General features: G+C 35.9%; 16 protein-coding genes. 15 read left to right on the top strand and 1 reads right to left on the bottom strand.

The genetic code is table 11. The features are described 5' to 3' along the window. The first annotated feature begins 48 nt into the window (after positions 1-48). The 7 genes from O9307_RS00890 to O9307_RS00860 all read left to right on the top strand — a co-directional run bounded on the left by O9307_RS00890 (position 49) and on the right by O9307_RS00860 (position 5,009). A complete protein-coding gene (locus tag O9307_RS00890; protein ID WP_024981221.1) occupies positions 49-432 on the top strand; it encodes a GxxExxY protein in 384 nt (127 codons plus the stop codon). 64 nt (positions 433-496) lie between these two features. Beyond that, entirely contained in the window at positions 497-826 is a 330-nt protein-coding gene (locus tag O9307_RS00885) for a translation initiation factor (RefSeq protein WP_298294307.1), read from the top strand. Between the two features lie 293 nt (positions 827-1,119). Beyond that, complete coding sequence (locus tag O9307_RS00880) at positions 1,120-1,986, top strand: nucleoside phosphorylase (RefSeq protein WP_298294304.1); 867 nt, start codon at positions 1,120-1,122, stop codon at positions 1,984-1,986. Positions 1,987-1,995: 9 nt separating this feature from the next. After that, positions 1,996-2,532 carry a GNAT family N-acetyltransferase gene (locus O9307_RS00875; protein ID WP_298294301.1) on the top strand — a complete coding sequence of 179 codons (537 nt, stop codon included), beginning with the start codon at positions 1,996-1,998 and terminating at the stop codon, positions 2,530-2,532. Then, the gene (locus O9307_RS00870; RefSeq protein ID WP_298294298.1) at positions 2,533-3,384 is read left to right on the top strand and encodes a substrate-binding domain-containing protein; all 852 of its coding nucleotides are present in this window, start codon (positions 2,533-2,535) and stop codon (positions 3,382-3,384) included. Positions 3,385-3,404: 20 nt separating this feature from the next. Beyond that, positions 3,405-4,337, top strand: coding sequence for a transglutaminase (locus tag O9307_RS00865; RefSeq protein WP_298294295.1), 933 nt, complete (start codon positions 3,405-3,407; stop codon positions 4,335-4,337). 201 nt (positions 4,338-4,538) lie between these two features. Beyond that, a complete protein-coding gene (locus O9307_RS00860) occupies positions 4,539-5,009 on the top strand; it encodes a DUF1572 domain-containing protein (protein ID WP_298294293.1) in 471 nt (156 codons plus the stop codon). A gap of 53 nt (positions 5,010-5,062) precedes the next feature. On the opposite strand, the gene O9307_RS00855 is transcribed toward O9307_RS00860, so the two are convergent. After that, a complete protein-coding gene (locus O9307_RS00855) occupies positions 5,063-8,248 on the bottom strand; it encodes a glycosyl hydrolase (protein WP_298294290.1) in 3,186 nt (1,061 codons plus the stop codon). Positions 8,249-8,404: 156 nt separating this feature from the next. Here O9307_RS00855 and O9307_RS00850 point away from each other — a divergent pair, with 156 nt between their 5' ends. The 8 genes from O9307_RS00850 (at position 8,405) to O9307_RS00815 (ending at position 17,335) form a co-directional block, all read left to right on the top strand. Further along, on the top strand, positions 8,405-8,947 hold the full coding sequence (locus O9307_RS00850) for a hypothetical protein (protein WP_298294287.1): 543 nt from the start codon (positions 8,405-8,407) through the stop codon (positions 8,945-8,947). Between the two features lie 26 nt (positions 8,948-8,973). Then, positions 8,974-9,486, top strand: a complete 513-nt coding sequence (locus O9307_RS00845; protein ID WP_298294284.1) for a GNAT family N-acetyltransferase — start codon at positions 8,974-8,976, stop codon at positions 9,484-9,486. Between the two features lie 212 nt (positions 9,487-9,698). Further along, the gene (locus O9307_RS00840) at positions 9,699-10,244 is read left to right on the top strand and encodes a TetR/AcrR family transcriptional regulator (protein WP_298294281.1); all 546 of its coding nucleotides are present in this window, start codon (positions 9,699-9,701) and stop codon (positions 10,242-10,244) included. 117 nt (positions 10,245-10,361) lie between these two features. Further along, complete coding sequence (locus tag O9307_RS00835; protein WP_298294278.1) at positions 10,362-11,411, top strand: alkane 1-monooxygenase; 1,050 nt, start codon at positions 10,362-10,364, stop codon at positions 11,409-11,411. Between the two features lie 18 nt (positions 11,412-11,429). Next, the gene (locus O9307_RS00830) at positions 11,430-13,004 is read left to right on the top strand and encodes a GMC oxidoreductase (RefSeq protein ID WP_298294275.1); all 1,575 of its coding nucleotides are present in this window, start codon (positions 11,430-11,432) and stop codon (positions 13,002-13,004) included. 409 nt (positions 13,005-13,413) lie between these two features. Next, positions 13,414-14,496 carry a glycine cleavage system aminomethyltransferase GcvT gene (gene gcvT, locus O9307_RS00825; protein WP_298294272.1) on the top strand — a complete coding sequence of 361 codons (1,083 nt, stop codon included), beginning with the start codon at positions 13,414-13,416 and terminating at the stop codon, positions 14,494-14,496. A gap of 6 nt (positions 14,497-14,502) precedes the next feature. After that, on the top strand, positions 14,503-16,530 hold the full coding sequence (locus O9307_RS00820; RefSeq protein WP_298294269.1) for a S41 family peptidase: 2,028 nt from the start codon (positions 14,503-14,505) through the stop codon (positions 16,528-16,530). Positions 16,531-16,624: 94 nt separating this feature from the next. Then, positions 16,625-17,335 (top strand): YebC/PmpR family DNA-binding transcriptional regulator, encoded by a 711-nt coding sequence (locus O9307_RS00815; protein ID WP_298294266.1) that lies wholly within the window; start codon positions 16,625-16,627, stop codon positions 17,333-17,335. Positions 17,336-17,425: the final 90 nt, after the last annotated feature.

Raw genomic sequence — 17,425 nt, 5'->3', positions numbered from 1 at the left:
GGAACGCGGATAACGCAGATTTTACAGATTTACGCAGATTAATTATTTATGAGTAGTATTTTACATCAAGAATTAACCAAATCAATATTAAAGATATTTTTTGAAGTTTATAATGAGTTAGGATACGGTTTTCTAGAAAGAGTGTATCAAAATGCTTTGTATTATGAACTTAAAGCAAATGGATTTCACGTTGAAGCTCAAAAGAAAATCAAAGTTTATTATAAAGAGATTGAAGTTGGGGATTATTTTGCCGACATTATTGTAAATGATTTAGTAATTTTAGAATTAAAAGCGCAAGATTATTTGGTTGAAGCGAATGAATTTCAAATATTGAATTATTTAAAAGCAACTTCGTGTGAAGTTGGTTTACTTTTAAATTTTGGCAAAAAACCTGAATTCATTAGAAAAGTATATCAAAATAATAGAAAATAAGACTTCATAAATCTGAAAAATCCGCGGCATCAGCGTTCAAAAACATACACAAAACACACAAAAAATGGATTTACAAGACCAATTAAAGCATCTTTTTCCAGATTATCAACCCCTTCCTGACGAACCTTTCGAGGAAGTAGCGCACGAATTGTACGTGCAAAAAGAACCGATGATTTGTAAATACGAAAAACGAAAAGGCAAAGCCACCACGATTATAGAAGGCTACGAAGGAACCGATGAAGATTTCAAAATTCTAGCCAAAGAAATAAAAACAAAATTGAGTGTTGGCGGTACTTTCAAAGAAGGAGCGATAATCATTCAAGGGGATTACCGCGATAAAATTATGACCCTTTTAAAAGAGAAAGGCTTTAAAACAAAAAGAGTTGGAGGGTAAATCCCCCTAACCCCCGAAGGGGGAATATAATTAAGTTAAGAGATTTTAGATTGAAGGTTAACGATTCTTGATTTTAGATTTTGGAGCAAGTGAATAAAAAATTAAATGATTTTCAGTATCTTATACATCCGAAATCAAAAATCGTTAATCAAAAATCAGCAATCAAATTATTGATTATTTCTTAACTTAATATAATTGCTCCAAGGGGGGAATAGTATACTTGATAATTAATATAAACTACACCTATTCACCTCTAATAGGCATTCCCCCTTTGGGGGATAGGGGGCTTTGTTATGATAAAAGATTCCGAATTAATACTCAACCCTGATGGTAGTGTCTATCATCTTAACTTAAAGCCAGAACAAATTGCAACTACAATTCTGTTTGTGGGTGATCAAGATCGAGTAGAAAAAATCACTAAGCACTTTGATGCTGTTGAGTTTACCGTTCAAAAAAGAGAATTCAAAACGCAAACCGGAACCTATAAAGGCAAGCGAATTAGTGTGATTTCTACTGGAATTGGTCCAGATAATATAGATATTGTACTCAATGAACTCGACGCTTTAGTCAATATCGATTTAAAAACCAGAAAGATAAAAGACACCCTAACAGCGTTACGAATCATCAGAATTGGAACTTCAGGTTCTCTACAAGCTGATATCCCAGTAGATCATTTTGTGATGGCGCAATACGGACTAGGATTAGACAATATGCTTCGCTCCTATTTGATTGATTCAATTTCTGAAACTCGTTTGGAAAAAGCCTTTATCGAACATACCCACTGGGATTTAAAAAAAGGAACACCTTATGTTATTGGTTGTTCCACTGAGTTGGAGCAATTAATTGAAAGTGAACAAATTCATAAAGGAATTACGGCAACAGCTGGTGGTTTTTATGGTCCACAAGGACGTGTGTTGCGTTTAGGAATTCAAGATTCAGCATTGAATTCTAAAATGGATTCCTTTAGTTTTGAAGGGCATCGCATTACCAATCTAGAAATGGAAACTAGTGCTATTTATGGACTCGGTAAGTTACTAGGACATCATTGCTTATCTATGAATGCCATCATTGCCAACCGCGCCAACGGTACTTTTAGCCAAGATCCTTATAAAGCCGTAGACGAACTTATTTTGTATACGCTCAATAAACTAGCCCAATAATTACCACAAATGGATGTACTTCTCGAAACTGACCGATTAATGCTGCGACCATTTACGCTTGACGATGCCGAAGCCATGTTTTTTATGGATTCCAATCCTAATGTTCATAAATATTTATGGAACAAACCCGTTCAAGATATTACAGAAATCTATCCGGTGATTGAATCGCTTCAAAAACAATATGCAACCAATAAAATTGGCCGTTTTGCTACTTTTTTAAAAGAAGACGGACAATTTATCGGTTGGACAGGTATTAAATTCATCAACGACCATATAGAAAACGGAAACACCAACTTTTACGATTATGGATACCGCTTGGACGAGCGCTTTTGGAACAAAGGATACGCCACCGAAGCCACAAAATTTTGGCTGGAGTATGGTTTTAATGAAATGCAAATACAAGAAATGAATGCTTACACCCACACCCAAAATGGTGCTTCCAATCATATCTTAAGCAAATGCGGAATGCAGTTTATAGAAGAATATACGGCTGAAGATGGCATCAATTGGAAATGGTGGCAACTATTGAATCCAAATCAAAAATAAATGACAACAATACGAATAGCTGGTGTTCCAGAACATTTTAATTTACCTTGGCATTTAGCCATAGAAAATGGAGATTTTAAAAAAGCAGCCATCGATTTGCAATGGACAGATGTTCCAGAAGGGACGGGTAAAATGTGCCAAATGCTTCGCGATGGAAGTACGGATATTGCTATTATTTTAACCGAAGGTATCGTAAAAGACATCACCGCTGGCAATCCTTCAAAAATAGTTCAAGTGTATGTTGAAACTCCATTAATTTGGGGAATTCACGTAGCAGCCCAATCCAAATACAAGACCTTAGCGCAACTTGAAGGCACCAAAGCCGCCATTTCAAGAATAGGCTCTGGTTCTCAATTAATGGCGTATGTCAATGCTGGTAATCAAAAGTGGGACGCTAATTCCTTGAAATTTGAAATTGTAAATACGATTGATGGAGCTGTCACTTCTTTGACCGAAGGTACTGCTGATTACTTTATGTGGGAACGATTTATGACCCAACCACTTGTAGACAAAGGAATTTTCAGGAGAATTGCTGATTGTCCCACACCTTGGCCTTGTTTTGTTGTTGCTGTTCGAGAAGAAATTCTAAATCAAAACCCTGATGTAATTGCAAAAATACTTGAAGTAATTAATTTCAATACATTAAATTTTAAATCGTTACCGAATATCATTGAAAAGTTAGCAGTACGTTTTCATCAAAAAGAAGAAGACCTTGAAAAATGGTTGGCTTTAACCGAATGGTCACAAAATCAGTTAAGTGAAAATGTGTTAAACAATGTCCAAAATCAATTGTTAAAACTCGGAATTATTGATAAAAAAAGTACATTTGCTGAAATAGTAAAAGTGGTATAATCGTACTCCTTTTTTAAGATATGATAGACCAAAAAAAAATTGATTTAAATAAGCTAAAAACCCAACTTCAAGTCAAGAAACCTTGGGACATTATTATTATATCTTTTTTGAACTTGGTCATCACCTTCCCTGTTTTCATCATTATTCATCACAATGTTATTGATTTCAATTGGCCTTTTAATTTAGACAGAATTCTTATATTCTTGTTGGTCTTCATTGCTATTCATTTCGTTCTGAATGCAATGCGAACCTTTATGATGATTGTCATTCTGATTTATTTTTTTGTTCTTATTTACGGGAGCATTTTTGGAAATTACGGATTTAATAGCGTCGTTGAAGATTACAATTCAATGGTCTATACAATGTCTGACAGTCCTTACCCTCAAGACATTATTATTGCCAAACTCCTTCCCTTTCCCAATAAATCAAAGATTTTGAGCGCCATTGAATATGAAAATCCAAAAGTGCGCAATTTTGCCATTATGGCTACTACAAAACACTTTCGAAATCTAAAAGGATATAGCGATTACAGAACCATTATTCAGTGTTTTGCTGTTTTCAAGGAAATCAATTCGCGTTGGAATTACGTTCACGACCCTAAAGAAGGCGATTATATTGCTACAGCAACAGAATCTTTGATGTATTTCTCTGGCGATTGTGACGACCATTCCATACTTATGGCAGCTTGTGTTAGAGCAATTGGTGGCACTCCAAGATTAATTCACACCAAAGGGCACATTTATCCTGAAATCTTAATTGGCTCGATGGAAGATTTAGAAAAAGTGAATTATTTAATCAAAAACGAACTATTCCCGAGAGAAAGTGCCAAGAAACAATTGCATTATCACATCGATGAACGCGGACAAGTATGGATGAATTTGGATTATACCGCGAAATACCCTGGAGGCCCTTTCTTATTCGAGGAAATTTTAGGAGCCTTGACCTTAAACTAGATTATTGCTTTGTTTTTTGATGCAATTGTCTACCAAGTTCTGCTAGAAAAGGAAATCCAATTGAATCGTATTCATAAATTCCATCGTTAAAAATTTTGTTTTTCTGTATATTTAACCAAGATACAAACACGGTTCTTAGAATCATACTTTAGATAAGGGATTGGATTAGACAAAAGACTAACTTCATTTAATCAATACATTATGAGTCATTTATTAACTTCACAAATTGCATTGCATTTAAAACAGGTCTATTTTGGTGGGAATTGGGCCACCTCAAATTTTAAAGACCAATTGGCTGACGTGAGTTGGCAAGAAGCGAATTTTGCTTTGAAAGAAGGGAATAGCATTGCCACCTTACTGTTTCATTGCAATTATTATATAGCTGGATTGATTCCGGTTTTGCAAGGTGGAAGTCTTGACATTAAAGACAAATTTAGCTTTGACAGCCCTAAAATTACTTGCGAAGCAGATTGGAAACAATTGAAAAATAAATCTTGGGAAGAAGTACAACTTTTTGCGACATTGATTGAACAATTGCCGGATAGTTGTCTTTTTGAGGATTTTGTAGAATCAAAATATGGAAACTACTATAGAAATTTAATTGGTCTAATTGAGCATTTTCATTATCATTTAGGGCAAATTGCATTGCTAAAAAAGGAAGTAAAATCATAAAAAAAGGCAGTGAACGGAATCCATTCACTGCCTTAAGCTCAAAGTCATTTATCTTATTTGGTCCAAATTCCTCCTACGCCAGCTTCCCATAATTTTTTGTTGAAAGCAGGCAATTCTTGATTGAGGATTTGATTGCCTTCGGTTTTTAATTGTTGCCATTTGGTTTGGTATTCCTTCCACAAGTCCTTTACGGGTTGCGTCACTTTTGGAACAACGCTTTCGGATTGATTGATTAGGTATAAGAAATCGGCATTGAACTTATTGGGGAAGTTTTCTACGTCATCATAAGCCTTTGATTTTCTTTGCACCATCAATTCGTCCCAAGCTTTCATTTTCTGTAGCACTTTTTTTCCTTCTGCTAGTGTTGTAGCTTGTTCGGGATGTGTGGCCAATTGTGTGGTTAATGTTGTTAATTGCTGTTGTTTCGAGTATAACGTATTAATTAAGGTTTGCATTTCATTGAAAGCCTGTTCCATCTCGAATTTAATCGCGTGGTATTCTTGATACGCTTGGTCTGTGGCTTCAAACAAAGGATTGGCCAACACTTTCGCTTGAGTGGTCAATTCTTGCGTTGGCGTTTTGATTGCAATCGTATACTCACCAGGACCAACTTTATGTCCTTCATAACTTCCTTCAATATATACATTTGGATTCCCAAGTAATGCCGCATATCGCAAGTCCCAAACGAATCGGTTAAGGCCTTTATTTTTAGACAGTACAGCATCCGCTTTTGGACCACCATCATAGGATTTGAATTCAGTATCCGCTTTTGAACTGAAAGTTCGAATCGTATTTCCAGCTTTATCCTTGATTAGAATTTTGACTTCATCCGTTTCTTTCAATTCTGGTAATTGATAATACAGCACTACTCCAGAAGCTGGATTTACACCTCGTGTAGTTCCCATACCAGTAAACTCGGCATCGGTTTGATCCAATTCGCTTCCGCTATTGGTTAAATAGGTTGGATTAGGAGTAAAAATTTTGAAAGTGTCATTTTGGGTATTCCCTGATGTATTATCTTTCGCAAATTCACGGATGAGATTTAAATCGTCTAAAATCCAAAACCCTCTTCCAGAAGTTGATGCAATCAAATTGTTTTGATGTACTTTCAAATCAGTGATAGGTGTTAGCGGTAAATTCCCTTGAAAAGATTGCCAATGCAGTCCGCCATCAAAAGAAACAAATACCCCTAATTCGGTTCCGGCATACAATAGGTCTTTTACGGTGTCATCTTCGCGAACAACGCGGGTAAAAGCGTTCGCTGGAATTCCTTCGTTGCTTTTTTTCCACGTTTTACCATAGTCTGTGGTTTTGTATAATCCTGGTGCGTGGTCGTTGAACTTGTATCGTGTCGTTGCCACATAAGCAGTCGCCTTATCAAAAGGAGACACTTCAATGGCGTTGATTAGGCATTCTGCCAAATTAGCTGGAGTTACATTCTGCCAAGTTTTACCTCCATCTCTAGTTACATGTACCAAACCATCATCACTACCGGTATATATTACTCCTTTTTCTAGAGCGGATTCTTGAATATAACTTAGGGTTCCGTAGTTTTCAGCTCCAACGGCTTCATTAGTAAAAGGGACTCCTGGTTTTCCTTGTTTGCTTTTCTCGTTTCGGGTCAAATCAGGAGAAACTTCTGTCCAACTTTGACCTAAATTTTCGGTTTTTAAAAGCAATTGAGAGCCGTGATAAAAAGTATTGGGTTCATGCCTACTTCTAATAATAGGCGCATTCCAGTTGAAACGGTATTTCATGTCTTTGGCATCGCGTCCTAAATACAAAATTGGCGCTGCCATAACGTTGGTACTGGTTTTGGTTTGCGTATCCAATACTTCGATGGTTCCTTGATAACTTCCACCCAAAACAAACCTAGGATTGGCGGGGTCAAAAGCTAAGAACGCACTTTCGCCTCCAGCCGAAGCAGTCCATTCTTTTTCGGATATGCCATAGCCATTTAGGTTTCTGCTGGCGATTTTAACCGAGGTATTATCTTGTTGTCCTCCGTAAATATTGTATGGAAATTGGTTGTCTACCGCTATTCGGTAAAACTGACCTGTGGCATAGATGTTTTGACTACTCCATGACTTGCCTTTGTTGAAACTAATCGCAGCTCCTCCATCATCAGCAATAATCATATTATTGGAGTTTTTAGGATTGATCCATAAGTTGTGATAGTCTCCATGTGTTTTGGAAATGTCTTCCCAAGTTTTTCCACCATCAGTGGAGCGCATCGCTGGAGCACTCATTACGTAGATTGTATTTTCGTTATTCGGATCGATAAACAACTCGATATAATACCAAGCTCGTTGGATCAATCGATGATCTGTAGTCACCTGAGACCAAGATTTCCCCGCATCATTAGAAACATACAATCCACCAGCTTCTTTTTCCCAATCGCTTTCAATTAGCGCGTATACTTTTTCGGGATTGGAAGGAGCTACTGCTATTGCCATTTTTCCCATTGCCGTAGGAAGCCCCTCTTTTAAAGGAGTCCAAGTAAGTCCACTATCGACTGACTTATAGAGACCACTACCTGCTCCCCCACTTATTACTTGCCAAGGCTTTCTTCCGTGTTCCCAAAGGGCAGCATATAAAATTCTTGAATTAGTGGCATCCATAGAAAGTTCAACAGCACCCGTTTGATCGTTTTTAAACAATACTTTTTGCCAAGTGTTTCCGCCATCTGTTGTTTTATAAACTCCTCTCTCAGAAGATTTACCGTAAAGTGCCCCTTGAGCCGCTACATAAACAATATCTGGATTTTTAGGATCAATACAAATACGGGCAATATGCTGTGTAGCCTCTAATCCTATCTTTTTCCATGTTTTCCCTGCATCAGTACTCTTGTACATTCCATCACCATGATGGGTCATTACGCCTCTTACAGCGTGTTCGCCCATTCCCACATAAATCACATTAGGATCACTTTCGGCTACACTAATAGCGCCCACCGAAGTCGTTTTAAAAAAACTATCCGAAATAGGAGACCAACTTACTCCCATGTCTTGTGTTTTCCATAAACCACCTCCTGTAGTCCCCATATAATAGGTCGATGGATCTGATGTAACTCCAGTAGCCGTAACGGATCGTCCACCACGAAAGGGACCAATAGAACGCCATTTGGCTGCTTTAAAATGAGCGTTTAAATCGGTTGCAACTGCAGTTTTGCCTTTTTGCGCCGATACAGCCGTGCTTAAAACTAGGAAAAGAATTCCTAAAAGAAGTTGTTTATTCATACGAGTGCTATATTGTGTTGTTTCAAAAATAGACATTGTTTGGCTAACAATTGCATTCTTACTAAAAATCATTTTTTGCTATCTTTTAAATTTAAACTTAAGGTAACAGTGAATTCCTAAAAAAACTATATTTGAACTTTCTAAAACGATACTATCATGAAAGCGTCTTTTTCTCTATTACTGTTGTCTTCTTTGCTTCTTTTTTCATGTAAAAAAGAAGAAGAAACTGCCTCAACCAACGAAAGAACCAATGTAGTTCCTTTTACACAAATGGCTACCGCTCCTGCGACTGCTGCTCCACCGACAGCCTCAAATAATTCCGCTTATGTCGGTAAAGAAGAAAAAAAGGAAAGTGTTATGTATCAGTACAAATACACTATGGTGAAGAATCCAAATGCGGTTGCTACAACAACCAAAATAGTCACTCCTCCTGGGATAAATCCACCACACGGACAACCTAAACATAGATGTGATATTCCAGTGGGCGCACCACTTAATTCACCAGCAGCAAAAACTGCACCGGCGCAAAAAACAACAATTGTCTCTACTCCTACCGTCACTAGTGCTACAAATGCTGTTCCGCCACTTTTGGCCACTACTCCCGAAGCAACCCCGACAGCAGAAGGTATGAATCCACCGCATGGACAGCCAAAACACCGTTGTGACATTGCCGTTGGCGCGCCTTTACCCAAAGAATAATACAAAAACCATTTTATTTATAACTCATGATTACTCAAGCTACCATAGCAGATGCTGCTGAACTATCGATATTAGTTAACTCAGCCTATCGTGGAGAAACTTCCAAAAAAGGATGGACCACCGAAGCAGATTTGCTTGAAGGAACACGCACGACAGAAGAAGAGTTAAAGACAATTATTACATCGTCAAATCACTATATCTTAAAGTTTACACAAAACGAAAAAATCATTGGAAGCGTCTTACTAATTGCAAAAAAAGAAGTGTTGTATTTGGGAATGCTAACAGTATCTCCCGAATTACAAAATGGTGGTATTGGTAAACAACTCCTTCAAGCTGCTGAACAACTCGCTCAACAACTTGAACTTTCAAGAATTCAAATGACTGTAATAGGAATTCGAAAAGAATTGCTGGCTTGGTATTTTCGAAACGGTTATGAAGATACAGGATTGCGCGAACCTTTTCCTTTTGGTGAAGGAGATAAAGCCCTTACTTCGGCACCATTGGATTTTATGGTATTAGAGAAAAAAATCACTTCCTAGCGACCTTATTCTTTTCTGAAATTTAGACTTAATCGATACTTTACAAAGTGAATTTTTATTTTTTCATTATTTAAAAAATAGAAAAAGAAGTATGTTATTAAAAGAGAAAGACGTTATTTAACAAAGCGTTTTGCAGTAGAGATCGATGGTCTATATTTACTTTACTTAATGCAATTATAATTACTTCATCAATTGTATTTTAATTTTTTATAATGAAAGAAACAATTAAGGATCCTTGGATAAAAATAGGCTACGATTTGTTTGCTAATGATGGCCCCAAAGGGTTAAAAATCGAATTATTGGCTAGAAAAGTAGCCAAAAATAAATCCTCTTTTTACCATCATTTTGCCGATATTGAAGTTTTTACCGATCAATTATTAGCCTACCACCTTAAACAATCTAAAGCAATAGCTGAGGAAGCTATGAGCTGCAAAGCGATTGATCCTGATTTGATTCATTTGCTAATAAAGGTAAAAACTGACATTCTTTTCAATCGACATTTGCGTATTCATAGAGATAATCCGGTTTTCAAAAAATGTTTTCTTGAAGCGAACCGACCCGTTGAGGAAGCTTTATTACCGATTTGGACCGCAGCCTTGGGATTGAATACTAAGAAAAACTTAGCAAAAATCATTTTAAACTTAACCATCGAGAATTTTTATCTTCAAGTTACCGATACCAATCTTACCTACGAATGGCTAGTCAGCTATTTTGATGAAATCAAAAAAATGGTAGTGGCTATGGAAATTTCAAATTAAAATCAAAAAATAAACGGTAGCGTCTAAAAAAATGCTATTTATTGGGTCATATTTGTACAACACTTTGAAGTAAATATGTTAATTCAATTTAAAACTTCTAAATCAATTGTACTAAGTATGAAAATAATAAAATGGAAATACCTAACGGTTTACATTACCCCCTTAGTTGTGATTTTTTCGCTACTAAAAACGAATTATTGGTCCTATTTTGCTCTTTTTTTCATTTTTATGATAATTCCGCTTTTCGAATTATTCACCAATAAAAACGACTATAATCTGAGTAAAATTGAAGAGGAAATTGCCGCCAAGGATTCTTTATATGATTGGGTGCTTTATGGACTGGTTCCTTTGCAATATGGTATTTTAATTTTCTTTCTATTCCAAGTGTCCTCCGACAATTATGATACTGCAACAAAGATCGGTTGGACCACAGCTTATGGTATTGCCTGCGGCGTTTTAGGAATTAACGCGGCGCATGAATTGGGACACAGGAATACCAATAAAGAGCGTACGATGAGTAAAATGCTTTTACTCACTTCGCTCTACATGCATTTTTATATCGAACACAATAGAGGGCATCATCAAAATGTGGCAACCAACGAAGATCCAGCCTCAAGTAAACTTGGCGAAACGGTTTATGCTTTTTATATTCGTTCTATTTTTAAAGGATGGCTCTCGGCTTGGCGATTAGAAGCGAATCGGTTGAAAATTGTAAAAAAATCATTCTGGAGCAGCCAAAACCAAATGCTAGGATTTCAAATCGTGCAACTATTGCTATTGCTTTTGATTTTTGGAATCTTTGGTTTAAGTACAATGGTCTACTTTTTGGCAGGAGCATTTATTGGGATTTTGCTATTGGAAACCGTGAATTATATTGAACATTATGGATTAAGAAGAAACAAAAAAGGAGAACGCTACGAACGGACCTTACCCATTCATTCTTGGAATTCCAATCATCCTATTGGGCGTTTATTACTTTTGGAACTCTCGAGACATTCGGATCATCATTACATTGCCAGCAGAAAATACCAATTATTAAGACATCACGAAGAAAGTCCGCAAATGCCCACGGGATATCCAGGTATGATGCTCTTATCCTTTGTTCCGCCTTTATGGTTTTACATTATGCATGATCAACTTCAAAAGTTTACTATACGTACAGAATAAATTTACTAAAACAGCAGCATGGCAACATCTTTCGATTATGATTATGTAATTATTGGCAGTGGTTTTGGAGGATCTGTTTCGGCATTACGTTTGACTGAAAAAGGACATAAAGTAGTTGTCATAGAAAAAGGAAAATGGTTCACTAAAGCCGAAGATTTCCCTAAAACCAATTGGAATCTAAAAAAATGGCTTTGGCTACCTAAATTAGGATGGAATGGTATTTTAAAACTCACTTTTTATAGACATGTTGCCGTGTTAAGCGGAGTTGGCGTTGGTGGAGGTTCTTTGGTTTATGCTAATACACTACCCATTCCAAAATCACCTTTTTTTAAGACCGGACAATGGAATGAATTATGTGATTGGGAAACTGAATTAGCTCCTTTTTATGCTTTGGCTAAAAAAATGTTGGGTGCCGAAAAACATCCCTACCACAGTAAAAGCGATAAAGTAATGCAACAATTGGCTTCCGAATTAGGAGAGCCACAATCATTTGAAAAAACAGATGTAGCCGTTTATTTCGGAAAACATGGAGTAACAAAGTCCGATCCATACTTTGACGGAAAAGGACCTGATAGAACTGGTTGTATACAATGTGGTGGTTGTATGCTGGGTTGCCGATACAATGCCAAAAATACTTTAGACAAAAACTACTTGTATTTAGCACAACAATTAGGATGTAGCATCAAAGCAGAAAAAGAGGTCTATGATGTAGTTCCTTTAAGCGAAAATGGCGCTGATGGATACGAGATCTACTTCAAAGACTCGCTTTCGTACTTTCCAAAAAAAGAAAAAATTACAGCAAAAGGAGTCGTTTTTTCGGGAGGTGTATTAGGAACACTAAAATTATTACTCAAACTACAATCGACTTCGTTACCCCATCTTTCCCAAACGCTTGGAAAAGGCGTTCGAACCAACTCTGAAAGCTTAATTGGAGTCACTACTTTTGACCGAGATATTAGTTTCTCTGACGGAATTGCCATTGGCTCAATTGTGCACATAGATGAAAACCGACATATAGAACCCGTAAAATATTCTGCTGGATCAGGCTTTTGGAGGCTATTAATGGCGCCAATGATTCAAGGACATTCATTGGTGAATCGATTAGCAAAAATGGTTTTAGCCGTTATAAAGCAACCCTTAACCTATCTCAAAACCTTTTTTGTAGATGATTGGAGCAAAAGAACGCAAATTCTATTGTACATGGAAAGCATTGAATCAACACTAAAAATGCAACGCTCCAAATGGGGTTTTCTGAAAACGCAACTTGACAAAGGTCCCGCACCAACAGCTTTTAATCCCATCGCTCAAACTTTGGCAAAAAAAGTAGAAGTTATTATCAATGGCAAAGCAATGGTTGTCAATACCGAAGCCCTATTCGGAATCCCAACTACAGCGCATATTTTGGGAGGAGCCTGTATGGGCAAAGATGCCAATGAAGGCGTAATCAATCAAAATAATGAGGTTTATAATTACAAAAACATGCTTATTTGTGATGGTAGCATGATCTCTGCAAATATCGGAGTCAATCCAAGTTTAACCATTACAGCGCTTACAGAAAGAGCAATGAGCAGAATAAAAAACAAACAGTACTAATTAATGTAGTGTGCAAATTGTTCAGGGCATTCGTATTTAAAAAAGTGATTCTACCCTGACTTGTGTAGGTTTTACTTTTTTACATAATGTCTATACTAATACAAACTATCCTTGTTTTTTTTAACCATTTAAGGCATTTAAGGTCATATAAGTTTGGTCAATATACGCCTCTTACTTCTTACATTTGGGATTTAGCCGTCGTTCTATTCTCTTAAAACGAAAACAGGTTAGAATAGACAATTGCCAAAATAAGGTACGATTCTACATTCATTTTTTTCAAAATCATAATGATTTTTGATTTTACTACAATAATTTTAAAAATATAGAAATGAATATAGATAATGAATTCTTTGTTACCCAAAATTAAATCAATAAATTAGCGCCACTAATTTTTATACAAAAACACACAATGAAAAATACGGCGCTTACGCACATACACGAGGGATTAGGAGCAAAAATGCTACCATTTGCAGGATACAATATGCCAATTCTTTATGAAGGAGTAAATGTAGAACACGAAACCGTGCGTAACGGTGTAGGCGTTTTTGACGTTTCACACATGGGAGAGTTTATTCTTTCGGGGCCAAATGCCTTGGCTTTGATCCAAAAAGTAACTTCTAATGACGCTTCGACCCTTACTATTGGAAGAGCCCAATATTCTTGTTTGCCTAATAATGATGGTGGAATTGTAGATGATTTAATCATTTACAAAATGGAAGAAGAAAAATACCTTTTGGTGGTTAATGCTTCAAACATTGAAAAAGATTGGAGTTGGATTTCTTCACACAATGATTTAGGGGTGGTGATGGAAAATCTTTCGGATGAGTATTCCTTATTAGCTATTCAAGGACCAAAAGCGGTAGCAGCCATGCAATCATTGGCTACCATTGATTTATCGGCTATTAATTATTATCACTTTGAAGTAGCCGAATTTGCAGGTTTTCAAGATGTAATTATCTCCGCAACAGGATATACTGGTTCTGGAGGTTTCGAAATTTATTGCAAAAATGACCAAGTTGAAAGTATTTGGAACAAAGTTTTCGAAGCTGGTGCAGCATTCAACATTAAACCAATTGGATTGGCAGCAAGAGATACTTTGCGTTTAGAAATGGGATTTTGTTTGTATGGAAATGACATCAACGATACAACTTCACCTTTAGAAGCTGGTTTAGGATGGATTACTAAATTCACAAAAGAATTTACAAATTCAGAAAACTTAAAAAAACAAAAAGAAGCTGGCGTAAGCAAAAAATTAGTGGCTTTTGAAATGCAAGAACGTGCTGTACCAAGACAAGACTACGAAATCGTAGATGCAACTGGGGCTGTAATCGGTATTGTAACTTCTGGAACCATGTCCCCTTCTATGAATAAAGGAATTGGTCTTGGCTATGTAACTACTGCCAATAGTGCGGTTGATAGCGAAATTTTTATTAGAATTAGAAAGAATGATGTTCCTGCCAAAGTGGTAAAACTCCCTTTCTACAAAAAGTAAACGATTATGAGAAAAATTTTACTGGTAGCCTTAGTGTTCTCTAGCCAAATATGGGCTCAAAATAATGTTGCCGCTTGTAAAATTATTTCCAAAATAAATGCACTTATTCAAAAAGAGCATGTACAACCTAAACCGGTAGATGATAGTCTATCGGTTTTTGTTTTTGATAACTTGATTAATGATTTAGATCCCGCTCGTAATCTCTTTTTTAAATCAGAATACGATTCTTTAGCTAAAAATTATCGCCTAAAAATTGATGATTTACTACAAAATGAAGATTGTCAATTTATTTCCACAATTGAAAACATTTATAAAAAAGGACTTCTTCGAAACAAAATTCTTTTAGAAAAATTAGCAACAGATAGTATCGATTTTTCTTTTCGAGATACCATCAGAATGTATAAAAAAGCCTTTCCTGTGTACATGACAGAAAGTAATTTTGAGAAAATATGGCGAAAAAAAATACGCTTTGATGTTTTAACTGAAGTGGCAGGTAGCAGCAAAAATTTAGATTCTATCCAAACGCACTTCAAATCCCTCAGCGACTACTATAAAGAAATCGGTATTCAAAATGAGATGTGCAAAATAAATAATCAACTCAAACGAAAAAGTACGATTGCTGAAAAAGTATATTCTTTTTTCTGTACATATTTTGATCCGCATACCAATTATTTTAGTGTCGACAGTAAGTCCAATTTTGTTTCCTCATTATCTAAAGAACGACTATCACTAGGATTCCTGGTGACTTTAAATGAAAAAAATCAAATCATCATAGATGAAATTGATCCCAATGGACCAGCATTTAAAAATGGAAAACTCAAAAAAGGAGATCAAATTCTTTCCATATCCAACGAAAAAGAAACACTTAAAGTTACTTGTGCCTCACTAGAGGAAATTGGAGAATTAATCATTTCTGACGTCAATAAAATCATTACTTTGGGGATCAAGAGAAAAGGAGAAAAAAGTTTTAGCGTAACACTTGAAAAAGAAGTCATCAAAGACGAGCAAAATACTGTTTTTAGCTATGTTGTTGAGGACAAGAATAAAATTGGTTACATCAAAATTCCAAGTTTTTATTCCAATTTTGAAAGTAATGACAAAACAGGTTGCGCTGATGACGTAGGTACAGAAATCGTAAAACTACAAAATGACAATATTGATGGTTTAGTCATTGATTTAATGGATAATGGAGGTGGATCAATGGAAGAGGCTATAAAATTAGCAGGCTTGTTTGTACACCACGGCCCTATTTCTATAGTGGTTGATAACACCAAAAAACAGCAAGTTATTCAAGATCCTTATCGTGGTTATTTATATAAAGGTCCAGTAATCATTCTGGTTAATGGGAATTCGGCTTCGGCTAGTGAATTTTTTGCTGCCATTTTGCAAGATTATAATCGAGCAATGGTTATAGGAAGCAGCACACTCGGCAAAGCGACCATGCAAACTATTTTACCCTTAGAAAGCGCGGAAGAAAATTTTGTAAAGGTTACCATCAATAAATTCTACCGAATTACAGGCAAAAGCCATCAAAGTATTGGGGTGATTCCTGATGTTCAAGTTCCAATAATTTATGAATCAATCGTTCAAAAAGAAAAGGATTATCCAACAGCTTTCAAAAACGATGTATTACCAACTTCAATTACTTTTAAGCCTTATGTAAAAAACAAATTGATCAATCAATTGGCTAAAAATAGTCAAAAACGTGTGTTTTCGAGTTCATACTTTAAAAGCATCATTGGAATGAACAAAAAAATTGATGAATTGGTCAAAAACCCAAGAACAATTATTCCAATGCAAATTGATACCGTTTTCGAGGAACAAAAAGCAGTAACTTCTCTATGGGAAAGCATTAGCTCTTTTAAGGACGAGAGCATCAATTTGAATGTAAAAAACTCTTCTTTCAATGAGTCGCTTTTAGAAGTCTATCCCTCCGAAAGAACTATCAAAGAAACACAAATCAAAGCATTAAAGAACAATCATTACTTAAATGAAGCCATTAAAATCATTAACGACTATTTTGTTTTAAAATAATAGGTTGCATTATAAAAATGAGGCAAAAGAATCCGAAATGAATTTGGTAAAATAAGGAATAACTGTATTTTTGCAGTTCAAAATAAAAATAAAAATGGGAAGAGCTTTTGAATTCCGAAAAGGTAGAAAAATGAAACGTTGGTCAGCAATGGCCAAAGCCTTTACTAGAATTGGTAAAGATATTGTAATGGCTGTAAAAGAAGGCGGACCAAATCCTGACGCTAATTCTAGACTAAGAGCCGTTATTCAGAACGCCAAGGCAGCCAATATGCCTAAAGACAACGTAGAACGTGCCATTAAAAAAGCAACCGATAAAGATACTGCCAACTATAAAGAAGTTTTATTTGAAGGGTATGCGCCTCACGGTATCGCATTATTGATAGAAACCGCTACAGATAACAATAATAGAACGGTTGCCAACGTAAGAAGTTACTTTAATAAATGTAATGGTACATTGGGAACACAAGGATCTGTAGAATTTATGTTTGATCATACTTGTAATTTTAGAATTCCAAAGGAAGGAATCGATGCTGAAGAATTAGAATTAGAATTAATTGATTTTGGTGCCGAAGAAGTTTTTGAAGACGAAGACGGAATTTTAATTTACGCTCCATTTGGTAGCTTTGGAACCATTCAAAAAGAACTAGAAAACAGAAGCTTAGACATCTTATCTTCAGGTTTTGAAAGAATTCCTCAAATTACCAAAAAACTTACCGAGGCCGAAATAGCCGACGTAGAAAAATTGATAGAAAAACTTGAAGAGGATGATGACGTGATGAACGTTTATCACACCATGGAAGAGTAAATACAATCATTAAATTAAATCCGGCAAGTTAAAATGTCGGATTTTTTTTGGCACCATATTTGAAATCTCCCAGAAAAAAAAGTCAAATTC

Source organism: Flavobacterium sp. (assembly GCF_027531905.1).
GTDB lineage: Bacteria > Bacteroidota > Bacteroidia > Flavobacteriales > Flavobacteriaceae > Flavobacterium.
Note: the sequence above shows the minus strand (reverse complement) of the source record. Positions and strands in the feature narration are given on the sequence as shown.